Origin of the sequence: Pseudomonas fluorescens (genome assembly GCF_902497895.1) — a bacterium.
Classification (GTDB): Bacteria; Pseudomonadota; Gammaproteobacteria; order Pseudomonadales; family Pseudomonadaceae; genus Aquipseudomonas; species Aquipseudomonas fluorescens_BP.
Genome location: NZ_CABVHQ010000003.1, coordinates 158,338 through 184,231 on the forward strand (window position 1 = coordinate 158,338; position 25,894 = coordinate 184,231).

A 25,894-nucleotide genomic window follows, 5' to 3' on the forward strand; every position below is an offset into this window, starting at 1 on the left:
GCCAGATAAAACCAGCTGTCGGGCACATCCCTGTGCCCTTGACGCAGAAACTAGCCCGGTACGCGACGAATCTTCGCGCCGAGCATCTGCAGTTTCTCTTCGATGCACTCGTAACCACGGTCTATGTGGTAGATGCGATCGATCAGCGTGTCGCCTTCGGCGACCAGTGCCGAAATCACCAGGCTGGCCGAAGCCCGCAGGTCGGTAGCCATGACTGGCGCGCCCTTGAGTTTTTCGGTACCGGTGACGATTGCAGTGTTGCCTTCGACCTGGATCTTGGCGCCCATGCGGTGCAGTTCATATACGTGCATGAAGCGGTTTTCGAAGATGGTCTCGATCACCGCACCCGTACCTTCGGCAATGGCGTTGAGCGAGATGAACTGCGCCTGCATGTCGGTCGGGAACGCCGGGTACGGAGCCGTACGAATGTTGACGGCTTTTGGCCGCTTGCCGTGCATGTTCAGCTCGATCCAGTCTTCACCGCAGGTGATTTCGGCGCCGGCTTCCTTGAGTTTTTCCAGTACGGCTTCAAGGATGGTCGGATCGGTGTCCTTGACCTTCACGCGGCCGCCGGTCACGGCAGCAGCGACCAGGTAGGTACCGGTTTCGATGCGGTCCGGCATCACTTTGTAGGTCGTCGGGTGCAGACGTTCCACGCCATCGATAGTGATGGTGTCGGTTCCGGCGCCGGAGATCTTCGCGCCCATGGCGATCAGGAAGTTCGCCAGGTCGATGACTTCAGGCTCGCGAGCGGCGTTTGCCAGAACGCTGCGGCCCTTGGCCAGAGCGGCTGCCATCATGATGTTTTCGGTACCGGTCACGCTGACGGTGTCGAAGAAGAAATGCGCACCGCGCAGGCCGCCTTCAGGCGCCTTGGCCTTGATGTAGCCGCCTTCGACGTCGATGACCGCGCCCATGGCTTCAAGACCACGGATGTGCAGGTCAACCGGACGCGAACCGATGGCGCAACCGCCAGGCAGAGCGACTTCGGCTTCGCCGAAACGGGCTACCATCGGGCCCAGCACCAGGATCGAGGCACGCATGGTTTTCACCAGTTCGTACGGGGCGATCAAGGTCTTGATGGTGCGCGGATCGATTTCGACGCTGAGTTTTTCGTCGATCACCGGCTCAATGCCCATGCGCCCGAACAGCTCGATCATGGTGGTGATGTCGTGCAGGTGCGGCAGGTTGGCAACCGTCACCGGGCCATCGCACAACAAGGTTGCAGCCAGAATCGGCAGGGCAGAGTTCTTTGCCCCGGAGATGCGGATTTCGCCATCAAGACGAGCACCGCCGGTAATAATCAATTTATCCATAAGAATCTCGTCGCCCTTGGGCTCAGGTGCGCTCGGCCCAGGCCGTGCTGCTGAAAAATTTCATAGTGACCGCGTGGATGCTGCCATCGGCGATCCATGGGTTCAAATGGGCATAAACGCTCTGCTGACGCTTGACCGGGCTCAATGCCACCAGTTCGTCACTAATCACGTTCAGCTGAAAATTGCAGCCTTCGCCCTCAACTTCTACCTGCACTGATAAAAGTGTTTCGGACAGCTTTCCTTCAAGAAAGCTCTTCACTTCGTTGGCCTGCATGCTCAACCTCAATCGGCGCCCTGTGCGCGCGGGTCGGACATCATACAAAAAAGCCCCGCGCCTGCGAACCCCGCTAAGCAGGACTCTGACGGGGGGCCTCTCTATAGATGATAGTTAGGGATGCGCCAACAGCTCGGTCAAACCGCTGACCTGAGCAATTTCACGCATATCGTCGGGTAACGCCCGGATGCTCAACGCCTTGCCGGCCGCTTGCGCATCCCGCATAAAGGCCAGCAACAGCGACAGACCGACGCTGCTGGACTTCTCCACCGCCGAGCAATCGACAACCAGAGAGGCTGCCGTGCTGGCGTTGATCAAGGCCTGGCCTTCCGTGCGCAGACCGGGACCGCTGCGGTAATCCAGTACGCCACTGAGCAACAACTCGCCAGCTGGGCTCATACGGACAGCCGACTCAGTCATTGCACAGTCTTCTCGGTGGATTCTGCAGTTTTTTCCTTGGCTTTGGCGACTTCACCGGCCCAACCATCGATGGTCTTGTCCAGGTCATTGCCATTGCGCTGCATGGCGTCAGTGAACTGATCACGGAACAGCTTGCCAATATTGATGCCGTTGATGATCACATTGCGGACTTTCCATTCACCGTTGATTTTGGTCAGGGTGTAGGAAACCGGGTAGATCGAGCCGTTGTTGCCCTTGACCTGCATATCGACAGTGGTGCGGTCCTTGCCTTCCTCCTTGGCAGGAGAAACGGTAATGCCCTGGTTGTTGTATTCGAGCAGGGCGTTGCCATAAAACTGCATCAGGCTGCGCTTGAAGTTGTCCTGAAAGCGCGCCAACTGTTCAGGGGTAGCTTTACGCGAATACTTCACCGTCATGATGCTGCGGGAAATGCCATCGGCATCGACCACCGGGCCAACGATACCGTTCAGGGCATCGTAGAATGCACTTGGGCTTTGTTTGTACTTCTCTTTATTGGCTGCCAGATCGGCCAGCAACCGGGTAGTGGTGTCCTGTACCAGATCGTGCGCGGAAGGCGCAGCCACGGCGTTAGCCATCAATGGCAAGGCCGCGAGCAATATCAACAGGCCACGTCGCAAGGTAGAGATCATTGAAAAAACTCCTTATTTGGCGTCTTTACTAACGGTATTGAGCAGGAATTTACCGATCAGGTCTTCGAGCACCAACGATGACTGGGTGTCATGGATAGTGGAACCATCCTTGAGCAGGGTCTCCTCCCCGCCCACGCTGAGGCCGATGTATTTCTCGCCCAACAGGCCAGAGGTCAGGATCGATGCAGTGGAATCAGTCGGCAGATTATCTACCCGCTTTTCCAGCTGCAGCGTGACCCGACCGGTGAAACTGTCGCGATCCAGATCGATAGCCGTGACCTTACCGATGGTCACACCGGCCATGGTCACTTTGGATCTGACCGTCAAACCGGCGATATTGTCGAAATATGCATAAAGTTTATAGCTTTCGCTGCTCGAGGTTGGGGACAGACCACTGACCCGCAACGCAAGTAACAGCAAAGCCAGGATGCCAGCCAGCAAGAAAAGGCCGACACCGATTTCCAGGGTGCGGTTTTGCATCAGAAATCTCCAAACATCAAGGCGGTCAAAATAAAGTCCAGGCCGAGAATGGCCAATGAGGCATACACCACGGTCTTGGTGGTGGCACGACTGATCCCCTCGGATGTGGGCTCGCAGTCATAGCCTTGGAATACGGCAATCCAGGTCACTACAAAGGCAAAAACGATGCTCTTGATCACACCATTGAGCACATCGTCGCTGAAGTTCACGCTATTTTGCATGTTCGACCAGTAGGAACCTTCATACACGCCAAGCCAGTCGACAGCCACCCAGGAGCCGCCCCAGATCCCTACCACGCTGAAAATGATCGCCAGCAGTGGCAGGGAAATGAAACCGGCCCAGAGGCGCGGGGCAATGATGTATTTGAGCGGGTCCACACCAATCATTTCCAGACTGGAAAGTTGCTCGGTGGATTTCATGTTGCCGATTTCGGCGGTCAGGGCCGAACCGGCACGCCCGGCGAACAACAAGGCCGTGACCACCGGCCCCAGCTCGCGCAGCAAGGTCAGCGCAACCATCTGCCCGACCGCCTGCTCCGAACCGTAGCCGGACAGGATATTGAAGCCTTGCAGCGCCAGAACCATGCCAATGAAGATCCCGGAGACCACAATGATCACCAGGGACATCACGCCGACCGAATGCAGTTGTTTGACCAGCAGGCCAAACCCGCCGCCGACCGAACCGCGGCCGAGCAATGCATGAAACAGAAACAGCGTCGAACGTCCGAGCACTTCGACTATATCGATGGCCGAGCGACCGAAGAGGCGAATCCTCTCAATCAGTGATTTCTTGCGCATCAGCGCTTCCCCAGAAGATCTGCGCGGTAGTCCGACGCCGGAAAGTGAAACGGTACCGGGCCATCCGGTTCGCCGGTCATGAATTGACGAATGCGTGGGTTATCGGAGTTCATCAACTCTTCGGGAGTCCCCTGCCCCAGTACCTGCTCATCGCCGACCACATACAGGTAGTCGGCAATGCTCGCGGTCTCGGCCAGATCGTGGGAAACCACGATACTGGTGATTCCCAAGGCATCGTTGAGCAGACGGATCAGGCGCACCAGCACGCCCATGGCGATAGGGTCCTGACCGACAAAAGGCTCGTCGTACATAAGGATCTGCGGATCGAGGGCAATGGCTCGCGCCAGGGCAACACGACGCTTCATGCCGCCCGACAATTCGTCCGGCATCAGATCGATGGCGCCACGCAGCCCCACCGCCTGCAGTTTCAGCAAGACGATGTCGCGGATCATTTCATCCGGCAACTGGGTGTGAACGCGCAACGGAAAGGCCACGTTCTCGAAAACATCCAGATCCGTGAACAGTGCACCGCTCTGAAACAACACGCCCATTTGCTTGCGTGCGTCGAACAGATCGCTGCGCGAAAGCTTCGGCAGGTTCTGGCCGTTGACCCAGACTTCGCCGCTACTGGGCCGCAACTGCGCGCCCATAAGGCGTAGCAGTGTGGTTTTGCCGCAGCCGGAAGGTCCCATGATGCCGGTGACCTTGCCCCGCGGAATGCGAATATCGACGTTATTGAAAATGCTGCGCGTACCGCGCTTGAAGGACAGTCCCTTCAGCTCGACCGCGTAGGCGTTATCGGCACTCATCTAAACTCCTTGCGATGCAGCCTCTCACTTGGACGCCTGGCTCCCTGCCAAAAGCACATAGATCCTGGGCAGGCCGAACTGGCGGCGAACTATATCACTGCTGACGCAGAGCGCCCAAGGCCGATGCCAAGCCTGTTCAGCAACCAGACAGGCAAAAAGCGGCCTGATGGAGCGGTTGGGCAGAACCTCTTACATAAAGCCTGACGAACTTGCGTGAGGGAATCGATCATTACCGTTATAATCGCCGCCTTTTCATCAGGGTATTCGACTTCTGTCATGAGCCAATCCAGCGACCTGATTCAATCAGCACAACGCACCATCCGCCTCGAACTTGAAGCCGTACAAGGCTTGCTGGTCCATATCGACGCAGATTTCGTACGCGCTTGCGAGATGATTCTGGCCAGCAAAGGCCGCGTAGTCGTGGTCGGCATGGGCAAATCCGGGCACATCGGCAGCAAAATAGCCGCCACCCTGGCCAGCACCGGCACCACCGCATTTTTCGTCCATCCGGCTGAAGCCAGCCACGGCGACATGGGCATGATTACCCGGGATGACATTATCCTCGCGCTGTCCAACTCTGGCTCCACCAATGAAATCATCACGCTGTTGCCCTTGATCAAACGCCTGGGCATCCAGCTGATCAGCCTGACCGGCAATCCCGAGTCAGTGCTGGCCAAGGCTGCCGAGGTCAATCTCAATGTCAATGTCGAGCACGAAGCCTGCCCGCTGAACCTGGCGCCGACCTCTTCGACCACCGCCGCGCTGGTCATGGGCGACGCACTGGCCGTCGCCCTGCTTGAAGCACGGGGCTTCACCGCCGAAGATTTCGCCTTTTCCCATCCGGGCGGCGCCTTGGGTCGTCGCTTGCTGCTGAAAGTGGAAAACGTCATGCACGCCGGTACGGAGTTGCCGCACGTGCAGCGCGGGACCTTGCTCAAAGACGCGTTGATGGAAATGACTCGCAAAGGTCTGGGCATGACCGTGGTGCTCGAGGCCGACGGACGTCTGGCCGGGATATTCACTGATGGCGACTTGCGGCGCACACTGGATCGCGCCATCGATATCCACAGCGCCATCATTGATGAAGTGATGACTGCTCATGGCAAGACCGCACGGGCCGAGATGCTCGCCGCCGAAGCCCTGAAAATCATGGAAGACAACAAAATCAACGCCCTGGTGGTGGTCGACAGCGAAGACCGGCCGGTTGGCGCCTTGAACATGCACGACTTGCTGCGTGCCGGAGTAATATAATGAGCACCGATCTGTTGCAGCGCGGCAAACACATCAAATTGGCGATTTTCGACGTCGACGGGGTGCTGACCGATGGCCGCCTGTATTTTCTCGAAGACGGCAGCGAATTCAAGACGTTCAACACCCTCGACGGCCAGGGCATCAAAATGCTGATGGCTACGGGCGTGCAGACCGCTATTATCAGCGGCCGCAAAACCCCGGTGGTTGAGCGTCGGGCGAAAAATCTCGGAATCCCTCATCTTTATCAGGGGCGCGAAGACAAACTGGTGGTACTCGACGAGCTTCTGGCGCAACTCAACCTGAGCTATGAACAAGTCGCCTACCTCGGCGACGACCTGCCTGACCTGCCAGTGATTCGTCGCGTGGGCCTGGGCATGGCAGTCGCCAGCGCCGCCAGCTTCGTTCGCGAACATGCACACGGCATTACCCAGGCCCGTGGCGGCGAAGGGGCTGCACGCGAATTCTGCGAGCTGATCCTGCGTGCCCAAGGCAACCTTGAAGCAGCCAACGCCGCTTACCTGTAGAGCCATCTATGCTGAGCAAGAAAGTTCGTAACATTGTGATGTTCACAGCCATTGCCGCGCTGTTTGCGGCCGTCGGCTACTGGAACATCAGCCCGGAACGCTTTATGGAACGGCCGACGGTGGCTGTCGACGAAAGCGTCATCGACAACTATGCAATCAACGCCCACAGCGTTCAGTTTCTGCCCGATGGCAAGCTGCAGTACGAAATGACTGCAGACAAGGTCGAACACCTGAAAGCAACCGATGTGACATTGCTGACAAAACCCGACCTTAACCTGTATCGCGGCACGACTTATCCCTGGCACGTCCAGAGTGAGCGTGGCGAGGTCAATTCTGGCGGCACTGAAGTCGAACTGATTGATTCGGTACGTATCGCACGTACCGACGATAAAAAGCGCACGACGATCATTACCAGCAGTCGCATGACTGTATTCCCCGAGAAGCAATATGCGCAGACCGAGCAAGCCGTTAGAATCGATGGCGCTGGTGGCGTGTCGACTGGTAATGGAATGAAAGCGTACTTGAAAGAAAGCAGGATACACCTGCTCTCTAACGTAAGAGGACAGTATGAGTCTCGTTAAAACCCTCCCTATTTTGCTCAGCCTGAGCGCAGCACTGGGAAGCGCGAGCGCCTGGGCTCTGCCGACTGATAGAGATCAACCAATTCGCATTCAGGCCGACGACGCCCAACTGGATGACAAGCAAGGCATTGCCACTTACAAGGGCGATGTCATCATCACCCAGGGTTCGATGAAGATCACCGGCAACACCGTGACCATCACCCGCGCCCCTTCGGGTGAAGTCGACGTGGTGACCTCCGTCGGCAACCTGGCTTACTTCGAACAGCTGCAGAAGGCCGGTGATCCAGAGCCGGTCAAGGCCTATGCCGTGACCATCCAGTACCACGCATCGAAAGATCGCATCGTGCTGATCGACAAAGCCAAAGTGATCAACGAAGGCAATACCACCGAAGGCGAGAAAATCGTCTATGACACCGTGAAGCAGGTCGCCAATGCCGGCCGCGCCACCGGCGCCTCGGTGACCGCGCCGCGTCCGCGGGTCGACATGGTGATCCAGCCGAAGAAGAAAACCGACGAGCAAAAGGCCCCGTAATGGCAACTCTGAAAGCTCAGCATCTGGCCAAGAGCTACAAGAACCGCCAGGTCGTGCGCGACGTCAGCCTGTCGATCGACAGCGGCCAGATCGTCGGCCTGCTCGGCCCGAACGGCGCCGGCAAGACCACCTGCTTCTACATGATTGTCGGCCTGGTCCAGGCCGATCAGGGTCGGGTACTGATCGATGATCTGGACGTCAGCCACCAGCCGATGCACGGTCGGGCACGGGCTGGCATCGGCTATTTGCCGCAAGAAGCGTCGATCTTCCGCAAACTCTCGGTCGCCGACAACATCATGGCCATCCTCGAAACCCGCAAGGAGCTCGACAAGGCCGATCGTCGCAAGGAGCTGGAAAGCCTGCTGGAGGAATTCCACATCCACCACATCCGCGACAATCTGGGCATGAGCCTGTCCGGTGGTGAACGCCGCCGGGTGGAAATTGCCCGGGCCCTGGCTACATCGCCGAAATTCATCCTGCTCGACGAACCTTTCGCCGGTGTAGACCCGATTTCGGTAGGCGACATCAAACAGATCATTTACCACCTGAAGGCCAAGGGCATCGGCGTGCTGATCACTGACCACAACGTCCGTGAAACCCTGGATATCTGCGAGACTGCCTACATCGTCAACGACGGCCAACTGATCGCTGAAGGCGATTCCGAGACCATCCTGGCCAATGAACTGGTCAAGGAAGTGTATCTGGGCCACGAGTTCCGCCTGTAAGCCTTGAGACCAGTAGCAGGCGCTTTGGGGCAATCACTCGATCTCGAGTGTTCGGCCATTGCCGGAGCGCCCGTGTCAACAAAACCTTCTACATTTTTATTGTTACCGCGCTCTAGGCAAACACTGCGGTTTCAGGCATATAATTTGCTTATGTTTGGCGCTCCGGCGCCCTGTAGTGGATGGCGCATGCGCGCCGGCGAATAAGGTGTTAAGCCCCTGCCATGAAACCATCGCTAGTCTTGAGAATGGGCCAGCAGCTGACGATGACACCGCAGCTGCAACAGGCCATCCGCCTGCTCCAATTGTCGACCCTGGACCTGCAACAGGAAATCCAGGAGGCCCTGGAGTCCAATCCGATGCTCGAACGCCAGGAAGAAGGCGACGACTTCGATAACGCCGACCCTCTGGCCGACAACGTCGAGCAGAAACCCAACGCCGATGTTCAGGAACCCTCCTACCAGGAAACCGCCCCGACGGTGGACAACCTCGAGGAAGGCGACTGGAACGAGCGCATCCCCAATGAACTGCCAGTCGATACCGCCTGGGAAGACGTTTACCAGACCAGCGCGAGCAGCCTGCCGAGCAACGATGACGACGAGTGGGATTTCACCACCCGTACATCGGCCGGTGAGAGCCTGCAGAGCCATTTACTCTGGCAACTGAACCTGGCGCCGATGTCCGACACCGATCGGCTGATAGCCGTCACCCTGATCGATTGCATCAACAATCAGGGCTACCTGGACGAGACTCTAGAGGAAATCCTGGAAGCCTTCGACCCGGAAATGGACGTTGAACTGGACGAAATCGAAGCCGTCCTGCATCGCATCCAGCAATTCGAGCCGGCCGGGATAGGTGCGCGCAATCTGAGCGAGTGTCTGTTGCTGCAACTGCGTCAACTACCGGCCCGGACCCCTTGGCTGACCGAGGCCAAGCGCCTGGTCACCGACTACATCGATCTGCTCGGCAGCCGCGATTACAGCCAGCTGATGCGCCGCATGAAACTCAAGGAAGACGAGCTGCGGCAAATCATCGAGCTGGTGCAAAGCCTCAACCCGCGCCCTGGTTCGCAAATCGAGTCCAGTGAAGCCGAATACGTCGTCCCCGACGTCATCGTGCGCAAGGACAACGAGCGCTGGCTGGTGGAACTGAATCAAGAGTCCGTGCCGCGCCTGCGGGTCAATCCGCAGTACGCCGGGTTTGTCCGCCGCGCCGACACCAGTGCCGACAACACCTTCATGCGCAACCAACTGCAGGAAGCGCGCTGGTTCATCAAGAGCCTGCAAAGCCGTAACGAAACCCTGATGAAAGTCGCCACCCAGATCGTCGAGCATCAACGCGGCTTTCTCGAGTACGGCGATGAGGCGATGAAACCGTTGGTCCTGCATGACATCGCCGAAGCGGTCGGCATGCACGAGTCGACGATTTCCCGGGTGACCACGCAAAAATTCATGCATACCCCCCGGGGTATCTACGAACTGAAATACTTTTTCTCCAGCCACGTCAGCACCTCTGAAGGCGGTGAATGCTCGTCCACAGCGATCCGCGCGATCATCAAAAAACTGGTTGCGGCGGAAAATCAGAAAAAGCCGTTGAGTGACAGCAAGATCGCTGGTTTACTGGAGGCACAAGGCATTCAGGTAGCCCGCCGCACCGTCGCCAAATACCGCGAATCCCTTGGGATCGCGCCTTCGAGCGAACGCAAGCGGTTGATGTAACGGGCCACGCCACAGCGTTCCAGGGTGTGTTTGAAAACTCAGGCAGTTTTCGGACACAGCCTAGTGGCAGGCAAGCCAGCCTGCCGCCTTATGCACTGGCAACGAAGGAGAAGCTGTATGCAAGTCAACATCAGTGGACACCAACTGGAAGTAACCGAACCTCTGCGCACCTATATCGGCGAAAAACTCGACCGATTGGAGAGGCATTTCGACAAGATCACCAACGTGCAAGTCACGATGAATGTCGAGAAGCTGCTGCAGAAAATCGAAGCCACGCTGCATATTCCCGGCGGAGAAGTGGTCGCCAACGCTGAGCATACGGACATGTATGCTGCTATCGACCTGCTCACCGACAAGCTGGATCGCCAACTCAAAAAGCATAAGGAAAAGACCCAGAGCCTCCTTCAGGGCGCAACCGGTCGCTAACATCCCCTACCCATGATCCGACTTGAAAATATCCTGACCCCCGGCCGTTCTTTGGTGAACGTGCCGGGCGGCAGTAAAAAGCGCGCACTCGAACAAATTGCCAACCTTATCCACCGCGAAGTGCCGGATCTGGAAATGCAAGACGTCTTCGAGAGTCTGATTGCCCGTGAAAAACTCGGTTCCACCGGTTTTGGCAACGGCATCGCCATCCCACACTGTCGTCTCAAGGGTTGCACATCGCCCATCAGTGCCTTGATACACCTGGACACCCCCATAGATTTCGACGCCATCGATGGCGCCCCGGTCGACCTGCTGTTTGTCCTGTTGGTCCCGGAAGCGGCTACCGATGCGCACCTGGAACTGCTCCGGCAGATTGCCAGCATGCTTGACCGCAAGGAAGTGCGCGAAAGACTTCGCAGCGCCGCCACCAACGAAGCCCTGTACCAGGTCGTCCTGGACGAGCAGAACGGTCCCTAATCATGCGTTTGATCATCGTCAGCGGCCGATCCGGCTCAGGTAAAAGCACCGCCCTCGACGTACTGGAGGACAGCGGCTACTACTGCATCGATAACTTGCCGGCAGGCCTGCTCCCGGAGTTGGCCGAGCGCGCGTTGATCCATACGGAACTGGCGCAACCGCTGGTCGCCGTCTCGATCGATGCGCGCAATCTGCCCAGCCACCTGACACGCTTCCCGCAATTGCTCGAAGAAGTGCGCGGCCGGCACATCCAATGCGATGTGCTGTACCTGGACGCCGACGAAGAAACCCTGCTCAAGCGCTTTTCGGAAACCCGTCGGCGTCACCCGCTGAGCAACGCCAATCGATCGCTCGCCGAAGCCATTGACGATGAAACCAACCTGCTGGGGCCGATTGCCGACCTCGCAGACCTCAAGATCAACACTACCCATTTGAACCTGTATCAGCTGCGTGACACCATCAAGCTGCGCCTGCTGAATCAGCCGGAGCCAGGCACCGCGTTCCTGGTCGAGTCTTTCGGCTTCAAGCGCGGTATGCCGGTCGATGCCGACCTGGTCTTCGATGTGCGTTGCCTGCCCAATCCGTACTGGAAACCCGAGTTACGCGAGCAGTCCGGGCTGGATCAACCGGTTGCCGACTATCTGGCCGCGCAACCGGATGTCGAAGAAATGTTCCAGGATATTTCCGCGTATCTGCTGAAGTGGCTGCCTCGTTTCGCCGCCAGCAACCGCGCCTACGTCACCATCGCCATTGGCTGCACCGGCGGCCATCATCGCTCCGTCTACCTGACCGAACGTCTGGGCCAGGTCCTGCAAACATCCCTGAAGAACGTCCAGGTTCGCCACCGCGACCTTAGCTAAAGGATCCACACCGCGATGCCCGCTCTGGAAATTGAAATCATCAACAAGCTGGGTCTGCATGCCCGCGCTTCTGCCAAGTTCGTTGGAGTCGCCGGTCAGTTCAAGGATTGCACAATCCGAGTAGGACGTACGCCTGAATCCACGATCGACGGCAAAAGCATCATGGCCATGATGATGCTGGCTGCGGGCAAAGGAACGAAAATCCACCTGAGCACCGAAGGTGAGCAAGAGCAGGAAGCGCTGGACGCGCTGGTCGATCTGATCAACCGCTACTTCGACGAAGGCGAGTAATACACAATCTGTGTTGAGCGGGCTTGTTGTGGCGAGGGGGCTTGCCCCCGTTGGGTCGCGAAGCGGCCCCAAACACTAACACCGCGGTCTCTCAGGTAGATCGCATACTCCGGATTACGACTGCTTCGCAGCCGAGCGGGGGCAAGCCCCCTCGCCACAAGTAATTCATCTATTCCCTACTACGAGACATTGCTACGCCAACGCCGTATCCCTCACCATCATCAGACAAAACCCGATCAGCAGCCCCAGACTGGCCAGTTTGTCGTGACCATTGCGCCGCGACTCCGGGATGATCTCGTGAGTCACCACCAACAGCATGGTGCCGGCAGCCAGCGCCAATCCCAGCGGCAAGAACATTTCCCCCAGGCTCACCAGCCAGGCACACAACAGCGCGAAGACTGGCTCAACCAAACCTGAAGCCGCGCCGATCAGGAACGCCTTGACCCGCGACATCCCTGCCCCAGCCAATACCAACGCAATAGCTGAGTCGGTGATTACACGCCACCCGCCGTGAGCTTTTCCGGATCAAGCAGGACTTCCAGTTGGCTGCGCGACAGTTCGGTGTGTTCCAGGGCCACATCAATAACCGGTCGCCCCTGCTGATAGGCCTGCTTGGCGATCTCTGCGGCCTTTTGGTAACCAATGATCGGGTTGAGTGCGGTGACCAGGATCGGGTTGCGCGATAGCGCTTCCTTGAGCTTGGCTTCGTTGACCTTGAAACTGGAGATGGCCTTGTCCCCCAGCAAACGACTGGAGTTGGCCAGCAACTCAATACTGCTCAGCAAGTTCTGGGCAATGATCGGCAGCATGACGTTCAGCTCGAAATTGCCCGACTGCCCGGCCACTGTGATCACCGTGTCATTGCCGATCACTTGAGCGGCAACCATCGCAGTGGCTTCCGGGATCACCGGATTGACCTTGCCCGGCATGATCGACGAACCAGGCTGCAACGCCTCCAGTTCAATCTCACCGAGACCGGCCAAGGGGCCGGAGTTCATCCAGCGCAGGTCGTTGGCGATTTTCATCAGCGTCACGGCAGTGGCCTTGAGCTGGCCAGAGACAGCTACCGCGGTGTCCTGGGAGCCGATCAGCGCGAACAGATCCTTGCCTGGAGTGAATTGCACCTGGGTCAAAGCGCTGAGCTGCTCACTGAAACGTGCGGCGAATTCAGGGTGGGCGTTGATCCCGGTGCCGACTGCGGTGCCGCCTTGAGTCAGGGACTGCAGGCTCGGCAACAAGTCCTGCAGGTGGCCGATACTGGCCTTGAGCTGTTGCGCCCAGCCGTTGAGCACCTGACTCATGCGCACCGGCATGGCATCCATCAGGTGCGTGCGCCCGGTCTTGATAAACGGGTGAACCTGCTCGGCCTTGCGCTCGATCACCTCGACCAGATGCACCAGTGCCGGCAATAGCTGCTCGTGCAACGCCAAGGCGGCGCTGACATGAATGGTGGTCGGGATGATGTCGTTGCTGCTCTGCCCACAGTTGACATGGTCATTCGGATTGACCACCTCGCCCAGCAAGCGGCTGGCCAGCGTCGCGATCACTTCGTTGGCATTCATATTGGAACTGGTGCCGGAACCGGTCTGGAAGATATCCACCGGAAAATGCTGCATGTAATCACCTTCGAGCAACCCCTGAGTCGCGTCAACGATGGCTTTACCCTGGGCCGGGCTGAGCTGCTCAAGCTCGACGTTGGCCCTGGCCGCCGCGGCCTTGGCCAGGATCAGCGCGCGAATGAACTGGGCCGGCATACGCTGTTGGCTGATCGGGAAGTTGTTCACTGCACGCTGGGTTTGCGCGCCATACAAGGCATCCACTGGGACCTGCAGTTCACCCATGCTGTCGCGTTCGATACGGAAATTACTCATCGGGAAATCCTTGCAGCAGTTCTATGAGAGGAATGGAGGGCTGCAACGAGCAGGTCGCCAGTTGCCAGGAATAGCTTTGCCAGCGTTTGAGCCGACACTTGCACAGGGATAACCGCTCCAGGTCACGCAACGGCCGCCAGGCCTGATCCAGGCACAGACTGCGCCAATGCCAGGGCAGCGCGGTGTCGCTGGCAGTGTCGAGCAACAGGCGGAACGCGGTCTCGGCGACGGTCCAGGGAGAAGTGGCCGTGCAACAGGCCAGATAACGGCCTTCAGCCAGGTAGTGCTCGATCAGGCGCGGTTCGTCAGGATCCAGTGCGCAACGGATCTGACGACTCATCCAGCGCCAGCTTTCAAGATAAGGCTGCTCGTGCAAGGCAGAACTCATGACCTGGGCTCATTCGATAATGAGATTTATTATTATATGATATTAAGAATCAACACAAGATCAAAAGATCGCAGCCTGCGGCAGCTCCTACACAAATCGGCGCGACCCCCCTCCCCCGTAGGAGCTGTCGAGCGAAGCGAGGCTGCGATCTTTTCGGCCCACCTCAACTCAAAAAAAAAGGCGCGTCACCCACTGGGTGACACGCCTTCCCTTGAAGCTGTAGCCGTTTAGCTACCCGCCACCATCATCCGCTCGATCAACACCGACCCCGTACGAATATTGCTACGCAGCTCCAAGTCATTACCCACCGCGATAATCTGCTGGAACATGTCACGCATGTTGCCGGCGATGGTCACTTCCTGCACCGCGAACTGGATCTCACCGTTTTCCACCCAGTACCCAGCCGCACCACGGGAGTAGTCGCCCGTCACCATGTTCAGGCCCTGGCCCATCAATTCGGTGACCAACAACCCGCGACCCATGCGACGCAGTAGCGCAGCCTGGTCTTCATCGCCATGGGTGACGAACAGGTTGTGCACGCCGCCAGCGTTGGCGGTGCTCGGCATGCCCAGCTTGCGGCCGGAGTAAGTGCCCAGCACGTAAGACACCAAATGACCGTTCTCGACAAAAGGCTTGGCATAAGTGGCCAGACCGTCGCCATCGAACGCCGAACTGGCCAGGCCGCGCATCAAATGCGGGCGCTCATCCAGGGTCAGCCACTCCGGGAACAACCGCTGCCCCAGCGTGCCTTCGAGGAACGACGATTTGCGGTACAGGTTGCCGCCGGAAATCGCCCCGAGGAAGCTGCTGAACAGACCGCCGGCCAATTCTGCGGAAAACAGCACCGGCACTTCGCAGGTCGGAACCGGTCGCGCGCCCAGACGGCTGGCCGCCCGTTGCGCGGCGCGCTGGCCAATGCTGACCGGATCAGCGAGCAGTTCGCCCTGGCGGTTCATGTCATACCAGTAATCGCGCTGCATCTGCCCGTCGGCTTCGGCAATCATCACGCAACTCAGGCTATGCCGGGTCGACGCGTAACCGCCGACGAACCCGTGGCTGTTGCCATACACCCGGCAGCCCTGATGGGTGCTCAGGGTGGTGCCGTCGGCGTTCTTGATCCGGCTGTCGGCGGCAAACGCCGCCGCTTCACAGGCCAGAGCCTGCTCGATGGCTTGTTCCGGGGTAATGTCCCAGGCGTGGAACAGGTCGAAATCCGCCAAGTCCTTGGCCATCAAGGCGGCATCGGCCAGCCCTGAACACTCGTCTTCCGAGGTGTGTTTGGCGATGGCCAGTGCCGCGGCGACGGTTTCGCGAATCGCCTCCGGACCGCTGGCCGAGGTGCTGGCCGAGCCTTTGCGCTGGCCCACATACAAAGTGATGCCAAAACCCTGGTCACGATTGAACTCAACGGTTTCGACTTCCCGCTGGCGAACCGAGGTCGACAATCCCTGTTCCAGAGACACCGCGACTTCGCAGGCGCTGGCGCCCTGGCGTTTGGCTTCGGCGATGATCTGCTCGACTTGTTCCTGCAGTGCCGGCAAAGCTTGTGGGCCGACGCTTTCTGCTGCACTCATGGTTTTCTCCACTCAAATTCTGCTTTCGGTTAAGGCCTTCGAGCGACCGGGCCGGACAAGCGGCCCCCGACTGGTTATCATGGCGGCGTTTCTTTGCGGACTGCCACCATGGTTGATTCTTACGACGACTCCCTCGATGGGGAGAAAAGCAAATCCCAGGTCAAACGTGAGCTGCATGCTCTGGTTGACCTCGGCGAGCGCCTTACAACACTCAAGCCTGACTTGCTGGCAAAACTGCCATTGACCGACGCCTTGCGCCGGGCTCTGAACGATGCGCCCAAGCACACCGCGAATATCGCGCGTAAACGGCACCTCATGTTCATCGGCAAACTGATGCGCGATCAGGACACTGACGCCATTCTGTCCTTGCTTGATCAACTCGATGCCTCCACTCGCCAGTACAACGAACGTTTCCACGGTCTGGAACGCTGGCGCGATCGTTTGATCGCGGGCGATGACGGCGTCCTGGAGAAGTTCGTCGTCGATTACCCGGACGCGGATCGCCAGCAACTGCGCTCCCTGATCCGTCAGGCCCAGCATGAACTTGCGCAAAGCAAGCCACCTGCTGCCAGCCGAAAAATCTTCAAATACATCCGTGAGCTGGACGAGACTCAACGCGGTTTGCGTTAGTCTTCGACCCCGGGTGGGTTGCGCCGCGTAGCGGTTCGCCCACCCAAGGCTCCACTTCACCCGCCCGTGCCACCCACGGTGATCGCGTCAATCTTCAAGGTTGGCTGGCCGACACCTACCGGCACCGACTGTCCATCCTTGCCGCACGTCCCTACCCCGCTGTCCAGCGCCAGGTCATTACCGACCATCGACACCCTGCTCATGGCTTCCGGGCCGTTACCGATCAAGGTCGCACCTTTGACCGGTGTGGTGATCTTGCCGTCTTCGATCAGATAGGCCTCGCTGGTAGAGAACACGAACTTACCGCTGGTGATGTCCACCTGGCCGCCACCGAGGTTGGCGCAGTAGATGCCCTTCTTCACCGAGGCGATGATTTCCGCCGGATCGCTTTCGCCACCGAGCATGTAGGTGTTGGTCATGCGCGGCATCGGCAAGTGCGCATAAGACTCGCGACGACCGTTGCCCGTGCGGGCCTGGCCCATCAGGCGGGCATTGAGCTTGTCCTGCATATAACCTTTGAGCACGCCGTTTTCGATCAGCGTGGTGCACTCGGTCGGGGTGCCTTCGTCGTCGACGCTCAAGGAACCACGGCGACCGGCCAGAGTGCCATCGTCGACGATAGTGCAGAGCTTGGAAGCAACCATCTCACCCATGCGGCCACTGTAAGCCGAACTGCCTTTACGGTTGAAGTCGCCTTCCAGACCGTGCCCGACCGCTTCGTGCAGCAGTACGCCGGACCAACCGGAACCGAGGACCACCGGCAAGGTACCGGCCGGCGCCGGAATCGCCTCAAGGTTGACCAGCGCCTGGCGCAGCGCTTCACGGGCATAGCCCATGGCACGGTCGTCACTGAGGAAGTAGCGGTAATCGGTACGCCCGCCACCACCATGGCCACCGCGTTCACGGCGCCCATTCTGCTCGACGATCACGCTGACATTGAAGCGCACCAGTGGCCGCACATCCGCCGCCAGGCCGCCGTCGGTGGACGCCACCAGGATCCGTTCCCAGACCCCGGCCATGCTCACGGTCACCTGCTGGATACGCGGATCAAGGGCGCGGGTTGCCACGTCGATGCGCTTGAGCAGTTCGACTTTCTCGGCGCGAGTCATTACCTCGAGCGGATTGTCGGGCCCGTACAACTGTGCAACATCCTGGGTGGTAAAAGCCTGCACCGTGCCATTCTGCCCGGCGCGGGAGATCGAACGTGCCGCGCGCGCCGCCGCGCCCAGGGCTTCAAGGGTGATGGCGTTGCTGTAGGCAAAACCGGTCTTCTCGCCCGATTGCGCACGCACGCCGACCCCTTGGTCGAGATGGAAACTGCCTTCCTTGACGATGCCATCCTCCAGCGCCCAGGACTCGGAAATCTGTCCCTGGAAATACAGGTCGGCGGCATCGATGCCCGGACCGGCCAGATCACCGAGCACTGCTTGCAGGCTTTCGATGGTCACGCCGCCGGGTGCTAAAAGGTGTTCACTGACTGAGGTCAACAACTCGCTCATATGCTTTACGCCTTAAATTCATCGTTCTGAGGCAGGTCGCTGCGCGCCCTGCGAGAAAAAGCGCCGGTGGCTGGCCACCGGCATCCGCGCCCGGATGGACGCTTGTTCGTTGCTATCGCGTTCGGCCAGCAGCACGGCCTCGCCTTGATCCTGTTCGGCCAGCACGCGGCCCCATGGGTCGATAATCGCGGCATGACCAAAGGTTTCTCGCGGGCCCGGGTGAGTCCCACCCTGGGCGGCTGCCAGTACATAACACTGGGTCTCGATCGCCCGTGCACGAATCAGCACCTCCCAATGGGCCGCACCGGTCACCGCGGTAAATGCCGCGGGTGCGGTGATCAACTCGGCACCGGCGGCGCGCAACTCAGTGTACAACTCGGGGAAACGCAGGTCGTAACACACCGTCAGGCCGACCCGGCCGACGGGCGTGTCAGCCACCACCACCGCCCCTCCATAAGCATAGTCATCGGATTCACGATAACGACCGCGGTGATCGGCCACGTCCACATCGAACAAATGCAGTTTGTCGTAACGCGCCACCGTCTCGCCGTGTTCGTCGATCAGCAACGAGCAGGCATTGGCCTTGGCCGTCGGTTGATCCACCGGTGGCAACGGCAAGGTGCCAGCCACTATCCATAACTTGAGGTCGCGAGCGGTCTGTTTCAACCAGGGCAGGATCGGACCCTCGCCCCGGGCCTCGGCACGGCCGAGATCGGCAACATCCCGGCGACCCATGGCCGCGAAGTTTTCCGGCAGCACCGCGAGCCGGGCACCGCCAGCCGCTGCCTGCTCGAGCAAGCGCCGGGCCTGGGCCAGATTGGCCGGCACGTCGCTCTGGCTGACCATTTGAATCACCGCAAGAGACATGGCGTATTCCTTTTTTCGGTTGGTTCTGCACACCCGACGCAGGCTCAGCAAAACCCTGTGTAGCAGCTGGCGAAGCCTGCGTCAGGCTCGGTCCGCGTTCGGGCGCAGCAGTCGTAAAGCCGTTGCGCGCGGTCTGCCACAAGAATCGCAGTGTCAGATTTTACGACCGCTTCGCGGCCGGACGCAGGCTTCGCCAGCTGCTACAAAAGGGATGCCGTCATGCTACTCCATAGGCATGTATCGTGGTTTTTCAAAAAGGCTTGTCGTAGGTGATTTTCGGCTCTTTCCACGGGCCTTTGACGGTGTATTTCACGCTGGCGAAACGCGCCACGCGATCACCGATCAGCTTGTCGATCAGGAACAACGCACCGCCAATCGCCGGGGCACCGACGATCAAGGCGGCGATCGGCAGGTTGTTGGTTACCGGCAAGGTCACCAGCAACTTGGCGTCGACCCGGTCGGCGACCATGTCCAGCGTGCCATTGAGTTCCAGATTGCTCGAGGGTCCGGTCAGGGTGATCGGTTTTTGGGTGACGTACACCCCATTGGTGGCCACCAGCAAACCCTTGACCCGGTCGTAGCTCAAGCCTTTGCCGAACAGGTCAGAGAAATCGAGACGCAGGCGCCGGCCGATCGAGTTGAAGTTCAGCAGACCGAACACTCGCAACGCCTGTGCGCCGCCCTCGACTTCAACGAACTGACCTTGGCGCAGTGTCGGATCGAGACTGCCGGAAAAGCGCTTGAGCCCGACCCAGGCCGGGGAGCCCGGCCAACGACCGTCGACATCCATGTGGAAATCGCGGCTGGTCACGGTTGGCGCAAAGCCCCAGCCCTTGAGCACATCAGCGAGGTTTTTGCCGCCCAGGCGGCCTTTGTACCAACTGCTGCTGGTCCCTGGCTGGCCTTCCCAGCCGCCGGAACCCTGCAACACCATGCCCTTGAGGCCCAGGTCCAGGTTGTTGAGTGCAATCCCCTTGGCCGTTGGACGCACTTTGAGCGACCAGCCACCGACCAGATCCTTGCCCTGAAACAGCTGGCTGATGGTGATATCCAGCGCGGGGATTTTCGTCGGATCGACCGAGGCCAAGGGATCCGGGGCATTTTCGTCGGCCTGAACCGTCGGATCCACCGCCGGCAACCGTACATATTGCAGGTTGATCACCACCGGCGCGCCTTTGGCGTCGGGGATGCCGACATTGCCTTTGGCCTGCTGGCTATCGATCTGCAAGGCCCAGGTCGCCGGTTTGCGATTCAGTTGCAGCGCCACCTGATCGAAGGTGCTGCCAAAGCCAGTGAGCTTGCCTACTTTAATGTCGGCACTGCTCAACAGTTGTTTGGCGCTGCCACCGGGATCTTGCCCGGCATAACGATCGACCAGGGCTTTCCAGGGTTCTATGTCCAGCTCGGACAGCGTGCCGCGGACCCGCAAGCCCTTAGCGCCCGGTAACTGCGCATCACCATCGCCCAGCAACAGTTCACCGCGACCGTCAGCGATGTTGCCGGGCGGCGCTGCGAAGGTGAAGTTGGCCAAGTCGCCGTAGTCCACCCAATAACGTCGTTCAGTCCCTTGTAGGGTCATCCGGAACACGGTGTCGCGGCTTTCGCCGGCCGCCAGACCGAAAGGCGCGGGCAAATCCACCGCGACTCCCTTGAGGCTGGAATTGACCATCAACTGGCTGTCGGCGCCGTCGAGCTTCAGCTGCAATTGATAAGGCACATCGCCGGAAACCGGCAGCGGCTGGCTGACTTTCAGCCAGTCGGTGAGTTTCTTCACCGCCACCTGGCCATTGGCGACCACGCGGGTGTTGAGCTTCCCCGGGCTGCCGTCGGCAAAGATCTGCGCGGTAATCGGCCGTTCGAAGGCTTGTGCAGTAATGCCTTGGCCACTCAAGCCTTTGCTGCTGTCAAAGCGCAAATCACCCTTGAGCTGACTGAGTTCAAGCTCAGGTTCGCTCATTTTCAGCCGCGCCCTGGCGGTCTTGAAGTCCACCAGGATCTTCGGCAACTCGCCCTTGGCCAGGGGAATATCCAGTTTCAGCTTGCCCTGCAAATCCCCTTCGCCCTGCCAGCCGGCAAAGGCCGAAGCGGTGCCGATCGGCGCTTCCTGGAGAATTTTCAAACCGTCGCCCAGGCCACCGGAAAACTCGCCATCGAGAAACAGGTGACTGGTTTGCCCGGAGGGCACATGGGGAATGTTGACGTAGATGTCGCGAACCTGGGTATCGAGAAGCTGGCCTTTGCTGGCGAGGATTCGTACGCCGCTGTCTTCGACAAAGACATCGCCGCTGACCTTGCTGACGTGCGGCCACCCCGGCTGGAAGGCCAGTTCGGCGTCATGCACCTTGAAGAACAGACTGATACTGCGCGCCGTTTCGGCGGCACCATGGTTCAGCGAGCCCTGATACTGGAAGAAGCCCTGGTCCACTGCGCCCTTGAGAATGGCCGTGCGCAGCCACTCATCCAGGGCCGGGCCGAGCATCGTCGGCAAGTACTTGGCGGTGTAACGACCGTCACCGTCGACCAACCCGACCCGCAGGTCCATGTAGTCTTCCAGGGCGGGATCGAAATACAGGCGCATCAGGAAGTCGCCGGCAATCTTGCCTTCTTCGCCGAGCACTTTCAGATACGGGGAGATCAGCGTCAAACTGTCTTTGTCGAGCTTCCAGGTCAGCCGTGCATTGGCCTGGATGTACTGCCATGGCTTGGCGAAGATCGGGTCCAGGTGCAGGGAAAAATCCTTGCTGTCCATGCGTAACTCGCCCTGGCCGAGGTCACCACTGATGCTGCCGGTGACGTTTCGAGCCGCCGGAGCACCGTGATAAGCGTTGAATCCGACCCGTTCAAGATTGGCGGCGAAACTCAGACGCTGGTCACCAGTGGCCAACGGGCGGTAATCGAGCAGCACGTTGCGCAGGGTGCCTATCACCTTGAGGTTGTCGATCACCTCGGCGACTTTGTCCGGCACCGGGACCAGGGCCTCCAGCAGCGGCGTGAGCGGGGTCAGATCCAGGCGATCAGCCTGGAGATGCCAGCGCTCCGCGGATTTCTCCGCGCCAGCCAGTTGCTGGAGTTGCACATGGGACTCCCAGCGGGTTTCGCCAAGGTTCATGGCCAGCGAATCGACCTTTACGTTGAGGCCTTCAGCGCTGCGCTGGAGCCATGCGTTGAGCGCCAGATTGTGGACCTTGACTGGCTTGCGCTCGGCATAGGCACCGTTGACTTGCGGAGCATTCAGACGCAGGACTGCGCTTTGCACCGCGCCCTGGCCCCAGCTCAGCCAGAACTCGCCACCGGCCTTGAGCTCGGAAAACTTCCATTGCCGGGTCAGGCGCGCCGGCAACCAGCGCGCCCAATCACTTTGCGGCAGGCTCAGGTAGGCATCGGCTTCGCCATCGCGCCACTGGCTGGCGCGCAGGCGAGTGCGCAAGTTCAGGGCCAGGGGTTGGCCGTCAGGCAGGGTCAGGCGCGCGTCGAGACGCTGGCGAGTAGCGCCGGTTTCAAGATTCAGGCCGACATAGGTCAGGGTCAGTGGGGTTTCATTGAACGGCTGCAAGGTGACCTGGCTGTCCAGCACCGACAGCTCAGCAACCATTTGCAGGCGATTGAGCAGTTGCTCGGGATCGAACGGTTGATCCTGCGGCAGCGGCAACCCGTCAAGCGCCCACTGGCCATCCTGGTTTTCCTTCAGGTTGAGTTTCAGACCGTTGAGTTCCAGATGGGCGATGCGGACTTCGCGCGCCATCAGGCTGGCCCAGACATCCGGCACCACCCGCACCTGATCCAGGCGCAACGCGTTGGCGCCCTCGCCCACCATCACGTCGTGCACCAACAGAATCGGTGCCAGGTCGCTCCAGGTGCCTTCGAGACTGCCGATGTGCAGCGGCATGGCCAACGCTTCACGGGCCTTGGTCTCGACTTCGACGCGATACTCGGCGACCAGCGGCGTCAATTCACGACCAAGACTGACGTACAGCGCAGTCAACACCAGCAACAATGCGCAAAGCCCCAGGGACCAACGGGTCAGGGCAGCGAAAAAGCGTATCAGACGCTCCATGTCAGGTGGCCCCCAAGGCAATAGTCATGCGAAACGCTGAAGTCAGTCGCGTTCAATAAAAGTAAAGCACGCCGATTCAGAGCAGCACCACGTCGTATTGTTCCTGGGAATACATGGTCTCCACCTGAAAGCGGATGGTCCGCCCGATAAACCCCTCCAGCTCAGCGACATTGCCCGACTCTTCGTCGAGCAGCCGGTCCACCACTTTCTGGTTAGCCAGTACTCTATAGCCAACGGCCTGATAAGCCCGAGCTTCGCGCAGGATTTCGCGGAAAATCTCGTAGCAAACCGTTTCCGGAGTCTTCAACTTGCCGCGGCCCTGGCAACTGCTGCAGGGTTCGCACAACACCTGCTCGAGACTTTCGCGGGTGCGCTTGCGGGTCATCTGCACCAGGCCCAACTCGGTGATACCGATGATGTTGGTCTTGGCATGGTCACGTTCCAGCTGCTTTTCCAGGGTGCGTAACACCTGACGCTGGTGCTCTTCATCTTCCATGTCGATGAAGTCGATGATGATGATCCCGCCCAGGTTACGCAGGCGCAGCTGGCGGGCAATCGCGGTCGCGGCCTCGAGGTTGGTCTTGAAGATCGTCTCTTCGAGGTTGCGATGGCCAACGAATGCACCGGTGTTGACGTCGATGGTGCTCATGGCCTCCGCCGGATCGACCACCAGATAGCCGCCGGATTTAAGCGGCACTTTGCGCTCCAGGGCCTTCTGGATCTCGTCCTCGACGCCGTACAGATCGAAAATCGGCCGCTCGCCGGGATAGTGCTCGAGGCGATCGGCGATTTCCGGCATCAGTTCAGCGACGAACTGCGTGGTTTTCTGAAAGGTTTCCCGAGAATCGATCCGGATTTTCTCGATCTTCGGGCTGACCAGATCGCGCAAAGTGCGCAAGGCCAGGCCCAGGTCTTCATAAATCACGCTCGGCGCGCTGATGGTCTTGATCTGCTCCGCGATCTGGTCCCACAGCCTGCGCAGGTAGCGGATGTCCATCAGGATCTCATCGGCCCCGGCACCTTCGGCAGCGGTACGCAGGATGAAGCCACCGGCTTCCTTGATGCCTTCCTTCGCCACGCAATCGCTGACTACCTGTTTCAGACGCTCGCGCTCGGCTTCGTCTTCGATCTTCAGGGAAATGCCAACGTGGGCGGTGCGCGGCATGTACACCAGATAACGCGACGGGATCGACAGCTGGGTCGTCAGGCGCGCGCCCTTGGTACCAATCGGATCCTTGGTGACTTGCACCACCAGGCTCTGCCCTTCATGGACCAGGGCGCTGATACTTTCCACCACTGGGCCTTCACGCATGGAGATTTCCGAGGCGTGAATAAAGGCTGCGCGGTCCAGGCCGATATCGACGAATGCTGCCTGCATACCCGGCAGAACCCGGACCACCTTGCCTTTATAAATATTGCCGACGATCCCGCGTTTCTGGGTGCGCTCGACATGCACTTCTTGTAGAACACCGTTTTCAACCACCGCCACGCGCGATTCCATCGGCGTGATGTTGATCAGGATCTCTTCACTCATGGCAGGGTCTCGCTCAGGCGTATTCACGATAATGGCCGCGTCAGTCAGGTACGGCGCTTAGCGAACGGTAAGGTTTTGCCAACAGGGTATGCCGAAATGGCCCAGCAGCTCGAAGGTTTCGCACAGGGGCAGGCCAACGACCGCTGAATAACTGCCATTGAGCCCGGCGACAAACACCGCGCCAAGCCCTTGAATCCCGTAACCGCCGGCCTTGTCCTGTGGCTCGCCGCTGGCCCAGTAGGCTGCTGCTTCTTCACGGCTGATCGGCCGAAACCGCACCAGGCTGCGGACCACCCGCGACTCGCAACGTTGCCCGTCGAGCACGGCGATCGCGGTCAGGACTTCATGTTCACGGTCGGACAGCGCCATGAGCATGGCCAGGGCATCGGCTTCATCGACCGGTTTACCGAGAATCCGCCCATCGAGCACTACCGCGGTATCGGCACCCAGCACGCAAAGCGCTGCCGTCGGCGCGCTGAGCGCCAGCACCGCGCGCCCGGCCTCGGCCTTGCCGCGCGCCAGACGCTCGACATAGGCCGCAGGGGATTCGTCATTCAGAGGGGTTTCATCGATGTCCGCGCTGATGGCGGAAAACGGCACGCCGATCTGCGTCAGCAGTTCGCGTCGGCGTGGTGAGCCGGAAGCCAGATAGAGCAGGTTCATCAAGACATCTCCCTGTCGAGGTGCGGGGGCAAATGCCTACCGAATCAATTGATTTTGTAGCGGCGACTCAATCCACGCAAACCGAAGCTGATCCATGGCCAGAGCAATGCGCTGACCAAAGCTGGCAATACCAGCGCCAGGGTCGGTTGGCGGTTGCCAGTCAGGGCGCTGAGCCACAGCTGTACCAACTGGGCCAGACCGAAGATCACCAGGATGACCAGACATTGCTGCCACATCGGAAACATGCGCAAGCGCTGCTGCAATGACAGCACCAGGAAGGTGATCAGGGTCAGGATCAAGGCGTTCTGCCCCAACAATGTGCCGTACAGCACATCTTCCGCCAGACCCAGACACCATGCGGTGACCATGCCGATTTTCTGCGGCAATGCCAACACCCAGAAGGCCAGCAACAAGGCCAGCCAAAGCGGGCGCAGGATTTCCATGAACTGCGGCAACGGCGAAACGCTGAGCAACAGACCTATAGCAAAAGTCAGCCAGACTATCCAACCGTTACGGGGCCGAGTACTGGGCATCATTGTCTCTCCCGAACAGGTGTCGTCGGTGCCGCAGCGGGCGGTTTGGTCGCCGCAGGTTTGGCAGCAGCCGGTTGCGCCGCGGGTGGTTTGGCTGCAGCTGGTTTGGCTGCGACAGGTTTGGCTGCGACTGCAGGAGCACCCGGCTTGGCC

At 59.5% G+C, this 25,894-nt stretch carries 27 protein-coding genes and 1 pseudogene; 11 read left to right on the forward strand and 17 right to left on the reverse strand.

Annotation, left to right across the window (positions count from 1 at the left end):
• Positions 1-50: 50 nt before the first annotated feature.
• The 7 genes from murA to F8N21_RS02635 form a co-directional block, all read right to left on the reverse strand.
• The gene (gene murA, locus F8N21_RS02605) at positions 51-1,316 is read right to left on the reverse strand and encodes a UDP-N-acetylglucosamine 1-carboxyvinyltransferase (RefSeq protein WP_150640631.1); all 1,266 of its coding nucleotides are present in this window, start codon (positions 1,314-1,316) and stop codon (positions 51-53) included.
• A 22-nt stretch (positions 1,317-1,338) separates the two neighbouring features.
• The gene (locus F8N21_RS02610) at positions 1,339-1,590 is read right to left on the reverse strand and encodes a BolA family protein (RefSeq protein WP_150640632.1); all 252 of its coding nucleotides are present in this window, start codon (positions 1,588-1,590) and stop codon (positions 1,339-1,341) included.
• Between the two features lie 114 nt (positions 1,591-1,704).
• Positions 1,705-2,010, reverse strand: coding sequence for a lipid asymmetry maintenance protein MlaB (locus F8N21_RS02615; protein ID WP_150640633.1), 306 nt, complete (start codon positions 2,008-2,010; stop codon positions 1,705-1,707).
• Entirely contained in the window at positions 2,007-2,660 is a 654-nt protein-coding gene (locus F8N21_RS02620; protein ID WP_150640634.1) for a phospholipid-binding protein MlaC, read from the reverse strand. The genes F8N21_RS02615 and F8N21_RS02620 overlap by 4 nt, the downstream gene beginning before the upstream one ends.
• 12 nt (positions 2,661-2,672) lie before the next feature.
• The gene (gene mlaD, locus F8N21_RS02625; protein WP_150640635.1) at positions 2,673-3,140 is read right to left on the reverse strand and encodes an outer membrane lipid asymmetry maintenance protein MlaD; all 468 of its coding nucleotides are present in this window, start codon (positions 3,138-3,140) and stop codon (positions 2,673-2,675) included.
• On the reverse strand, positions 3,140-3,937 hold the full coding sequence (gene mlaE, locus F8N21_RS02630) for a lipid asymmetry maintenance ABC transporter permease subunit MlaE (protein ID WP_150640636.1): 798 nt from the start codon (positions 3,935-3,937) through the stop codon (positions 3,140-3,142). The genes mlaD and mlaE overlap by 1 nt, the downstream gene beginning before the upstream one ends.
• A complete protein-coding gene (locus tag F8N21_RS02635) occupies positions 3,937-4,746 on the reverse strand; it encodes an ATP-binding cassette domain-containing protein (RefSeq protein WP_150640637.1) in 810 nt (269 codons plus the stop codon). Before F8N21_RS02635 ends, mlaE begins: the two co-directional genes overlap by 1 nt.
• Before the next feature lie 276 nt (positions 4,747-5,022).
• Here F8N21_RS02635 and F8N21_RS02640 point away from each other — a divergent pair, with 276 nt between their 5' ends.
• The 10 genes from F8N21_RS02640 (at position 5,023) to F8N21_RS02685 (ending at position 12,128) form a co-directional block, all read left to right on the forward strand.
• Positions 5,023-5,997 (forward strand): KpsF/GutQ family sugar-phosphate isomerase, encoded by a 975-nt coding sequence (locus tag F8N21_RS02640; RefSeq protein ID WP_150640638.1) that lies wholly within the window; start codon positions 5,023-5,025, stop codon positions 5,995-5,997.
• Entirely contained in the window at positions 5,997-6,521 is a 525-nt protein-coding gene (locus F8N21_RS02645) for a KdsC family phosphatase (protein WP_150640639.1), read from the forward strand. Before F8N21_RS02640 ends, F8N21_RS02645 begins: the two co-directional genes overlap by 1 nt.
• Positions 6,522-6,529: 8 nt before the next feature.
• Positions 6,530-7,102 (forward strand): LPS export ABC transporter periplasmic protein LptC, encoded by a 573-nt coding sequence (gene lptC, locus F8N21_RS02650; protein WP_150640640.1) that lies wholly within the window; start codon positions 6,530-6,532, stop codon positions 7,100-7,102.
• Positions 7,089-7,634 (forward strand): lipopolysaccharide transport periplasmic protein LptA, encoded by a 546-nt coding sequence (gene lptA / locus F8N21_RS02655; protein WP_150640641.1) that lies wholly within the window; start codon positions 7,089-7,091, stop codon positions 7,632-7,634. The genes lptC and lptA overlap by 14 nt, the downstream gene beginning before the upstream one ends.
• Positions 7,634-8,359: an LPS export ABC transporter ATP-binding protein gene (gene lptB, locus F8N21_RS02660; protein WP_150640642.1), complete on the forward strand. Its 726-nt coding sequence runs from the start codon at positions 7,634-7,636 to the stop codon at positions 8,357-8,359. Before lptA ends, lptB begins: the two co-directional genes overlap by 1 nt.
• 221 nt (positions 8,360-8,580) lie before the next feature.
• Positions 8,581-10,074 (forward strand): RNA polymerase factor sigma-54, encoded by a 1,494-nt coding sequence (locus F8N21_RS02665; RefSeq protein WP_150640643.1) that lies wholly within the window; start codon positions 8,581-8,583, stop codon positions 10,072-10,074.
• A 117-nt stretch (positions 10,075-10,191) separates the two neighbouring features.
• Positions 10,192-10,500 (forward strand): ribosome hibernation-promoting factor, HPF/YfiA family, encoded by a 309-nt coding sequence (gene hpf, locus F8N21_RS02670; RefSeq protein WP_003178005.1) that lies wholly within the window; start codon positions 10,192-10,194, stop codon positions 10,498-10,500.
• Between the two features lie 12 nt (positions 10,501-10,512).
• On the forward strand, positions 10,513-10,977 hold the full coding sequence (gene ptsN / locus F8N21_RS02675) for a PTS IIA-like nitrogen regulatory protein PtsN (RefSeq protein ID WP_150640644.1): 465 nt from the start codon (positions 10,513-10,515) through the stop codon (positions 10,975-10,977).
• Between the two features lie 2 nt (positions 10,978-10,979).
• Positions 10,980-11,837, forward strand: coding sequence for an RNase adapter RapZ (gene rapZ / locus F8N21_RS02680; protein ID WP_150640645.1), 858 nt, complete (start codon positions 10,980-10,982; stop codon positions 11,835-11,837).
• A gap of 15 nt (positions 11,838-11,852) precedes the next feature.
• Positions 11,853-12,128: an HPr family phosphocarrier protein gene (locus tag F8N21_RS02685; protein WP_150640646.1), complete on the forward strand. Its 276-nt coding sequence runs from the start codon at positions 11,853-11,855 to the stop codon at positions 12,126-12,128.
• 192 nt (positions 12,129-12,320) lie between these two features.
• On the opposite strand, the pseudogene F8N21_RS02690 reads toward F8N21_RS02685, so the two are convergent.
• The 4 genes and pseudogenes from F8N21_RS02690 to pmbA all read right to left on the reverse strand — a co-directional run.
• Positions 12,321-12,608 (reverse strand): annotated as a pseudogene (locus tag F8N21_RS02690) (ZIP family metal transporter); the annotation flags it as partial.
• A 14-nt stretch (positions 12,609-12,622) separates the two neighbouring features.
• Positions 12,623-13,999, reverse strand: a complete 1,377-nt coding sequence (locus F8N21_RS02695; protein ID WP_150640647.1) for a class II fumarate hydratase — start codon at positions 13,997-13,999, stop codon at positions 12,623-12,625.
• Positions 13,992-14,387: a FagA protein gene (locus F8N21_RS02700; RefSeq protein WP_150640648.1), complete on the reverse strand. Its 396-nt coding sequence runs from the start codon at positions 14,385-14,387 to the stop codon at positions 13,992-13,994. Before F8N21_RS02700 ends, F8N21_RS02695 begins: the two co-directional genes overlap by 8 nt.
• Positions 14,388-14,614: 227 nt before the next feature.
• Positions 14,615-15,961: a metalloprotease PmbA gene (gene pmbA, locus F8N21_RS02705; protein ID WP_150640649.1), complete on the reverse strand. Its 1,347-nt coding sequence runs from the start codon at positions 15,959-15,961 to the stop codon at positions 14,615-14,617.
• Between the two features lie 108 nt (positions 15,962-16,069).
• Between pmbA and yjgA the strand changes: the two genes are divergently transcribed.
• Positions 16,070-16,591, forward strand: a complete 522-nt coding sequence (gene yjgA / locus F8N21_RS02710) for a ribosome biogenesis factor YjgA (protein WP_150640650.1) — start codon at positions 16,070-16,072, stop codon at positions 16,589-16,591.
• Between the two features lie 56 nt (positions 16,592-16,647).
• On the opposite strand, the gene tldD is transcribed toward yjgA, so the two are convergent.
• From tldD to mreD, 6 genes are all read right to left on the reverse strand, one after another.
• Complete coding sequence (gene tldD / locus F8N21_RS02715) at positions 16,648-18,090, reverse strand: metalloprotease TldD (RefSeq protein WP_150640651.1); 1,443 nt, start codon at positions 18,088-18,090, stop codon at positions 16,648-16,650.
• 18 nt (positions 18,091-18,108) lie between these two features.
• Positions 18,109-18,957 (reverse strand): carbon-nitrogen hydrolase family protein, encoded by an 849-nt coding sequence (locus F8N21_RS02720; RefSeq protein WP_150640652.1) that lies wholly within the window; start codon positions 18,955-18,957, stop codon positions 18,109-18,111.
• Positions 18,958-19,207: 250 nt separating this feature from the next.
• On the reverse strand, positions 19,208-23,011 hold the full coding sequence (locus F8N21_RS02725; protein WP_150640653.1) for a YhdP family protein: 3,804 nt from the start codon (positions 23,009-23,011) through the stop codon (positions 19,208-19,210).
• A 76-nt stretch (positions 23,012-23,087) separates the two neighbouring features.
• Positions 23,088-24,545, reverse strand: coding sequence for a ribonuclease G (rng, locus tag F8N21_RS02730; protein ID WP_150640654.1), 1,458 nt, complete (start codon positions 24,543-24,545; stop codon positions 23,088-23,090).
• Between the two features lie 57 nt (positions 24,546-24,602).
• Positions 24,603-25,208, reverse strand: coding sequence for a Maf family protein (locus F8N21_RS02735; RefSeq protein WP_150640655.1), 606 nt, complete (start codon positions 25,206-25,208; stop codon positions 24,603-24,605).
• Positions 25,209-25,252: 44 nt separating this feature from the next.
• Positions 25,253-25,741 (reverse strand): rod shape-determining protein MreD, encoded by a 489-nt coding sequence (mreD, locus tag F8N21_RS02740; protein WP_412071618.1) that lies wholly within the window; start codon positions 25,739-25,741, stop codon positions 25,253-25,255.
• Between the last annotated feature and the right edge of the window lie 153 nt (positions 25,742-25,894).

Coding starts and splice junctions, on each gene's coding strand:
- F8N21_RS02610 (WP_150640632.1), bottom strand. CDS start 1,590: ATGCAGGCCAACGAAGTGAAGAGCTTTCTTGAAGGAAAGCTGTCCGAA.
- F8N21_RS02635 (WP_150640637.1), bottom strand. CDS start 4,746: ATGAGTGCCGATAACGCCTACGCGGTCGAGCTGAAGGGACTGTCCTTC.
- yjgA (WP_150640650.1), top strand. CDS start 16,070: ATGGTTGATTCTTACGACGACTCCCTCGATGGGGAGAAAAGCAAATCC.
- rapZ (WP_150640645.1), top strand. CDS start 10,980: ATGCGTTTGATCATCGTCAGCGGCCGATCCGGCTCAGGTAAAAGCACC.
- hpf (WP_003178005.1), top strand. CDS start 10,192: ATGCAAGTCAACATCAGTGGACACCAACTGGAAGTAACCGAACCTCTG.
- rng (WP_150640654.1), bottom strand. CDS start 24,545: ATGAGTGAAGAGATCCTGATCAACATCACGCCGATGGAATCGCGCGTG.
- F8N21_RS02645 (WP_150640639.1), top strand. CDS start 5,997: ATGAGCACCGATCTGTTGCAGCGCGGCAAACACATCAAATTGGCGATT.
- mlaD (WP_150640635.1), bottom strand. CDS start 3,140: ATGCAAAACCGCACCCTGGAAATCGGTGTCGGCCTTTTCTTGCTGGCT.
- tldD (WP_150640651.1), bottom strand. CDS start 18,090: ATGAGCGAGTTGTTGACCTCAGTCAGTGAACACCTTTTAGCACCCGGC.
- lptB (WP_150640642.1), top strand. CDS start 7,634: ATGGCAACTCTGAAAGCTCAGCATCTGGCCAAGAGCTACAAGAACCGC.
- F8N21_RS02700 (WP_150640648.1), bottom strand. CDS start 14,387: ATGAGTTCTGCCTTGCACGAGCAGCCTTATCTTGAAAGCTGGCGCTGG.
- mreD (WP_412071618.1), bottom strand. CDS start 25,741: ATGCCCAGTACTCGGCCCCGTAACGGTTGGATAGTCTGGCTGACTTTT.
- lptA (WP_150640641.1), top strand. CDS start 7,089: ATGAGTCTCGTTAAAACCCTCCCTATTTTGCTCAGCCTGAGCGCAGCA.
- F8N21_RS02720 (WP_150640652.1), bottom strand. CDS start 18,957: ATGTCTCTTGCGGTGATTCAAATGGTCAGCCAGAGCGACGTGCCGGCC.
- F8N21_RS02695 (WP_150640647.1), bottom strand. CDS start 13,999: ATGAGTAATTTCCGTATCGAACGCGACAGCATGGGTGAACTGCAGGTC.
- F8N21_RS02620 (WP_150640634.1), bottom strand. CDS start 2,660: ATGATCTCTACCTTGCGACGTGGCCTGTTGATATTGCTCGCGGCCTTG.
- F8N21_RS02640 (WP_150640638.1), top strand. CDS start 5,023: ATGAGCCAATCCAGCGACCTGATTCAATCAGCACAACGCACCATCCGC.
- F8N21_RS02725 (WP_150640653.1), bottom strand. CDS start 23,011: ATGGAGCGTCTGATACGCTTTTTCGCTGCCCTGACCCGTTGGTCCCTG.
- ptsN (WP_150640644.1), top strand. CDS start 10,513: ATGATCCGACTTGAAAATATCCTGACCCCCGGCCGTTCTTTGGTGAAC.
- F8N21_RS02735 (WP_150640655.1), bottom strand. CDS start 25,208: ATGAACCTGCTCTATCTGGCTTCCGGCTCACCACGCCGACGCGAACTG.
- lptC (WP_150640640.1), top strand. CDS start 6,530: ATGCTGAGCAAGAAAGTTCGTAACATTGTGATGTTCACAGCCATTGCC.
- mlaE (WP_150640636.1), bottom strand. CDS start 3,937: ATGCGCAAGAAATCACTGATTGAGAGGATTCGCCTCTTCGGTCGCTCG.
- murA (WP_150640631.1), bottom strand. CDS start 1,316: ATGGATAAATTGATTATTACCGGCGGTGCTCGTCTTGATGGCGAAATC.
- F8N21_RS02665 (WP_150640643.1), top strand. CDS start 8,581: ATGAAACCATCGCTAGTCTTGAGAATGGGCCAGCAGCTGACGATGACA.
- F8N21_RS02685 (WP_150640646.1), top strand. CDS start 11,853: ATGCCCGCTCTGGAAATTGAAATCATCAACAAGCTGGGTCTGCATGCC.
- pmbA (WP_150640649.1), bottom strand. CDS start 15,961: ATGAGTGCAGCAGAAAGCGTCGGCCCACAAGCTTTGCCGGCACTGCAG.
- F8N21_RS02615 (WP_150640633.1), bottom strand. CDS start 2,010: ATGACTGAGTCGGCTGTCCGTATGAGCCCAGCTGGCGAGTTGTTGCTC.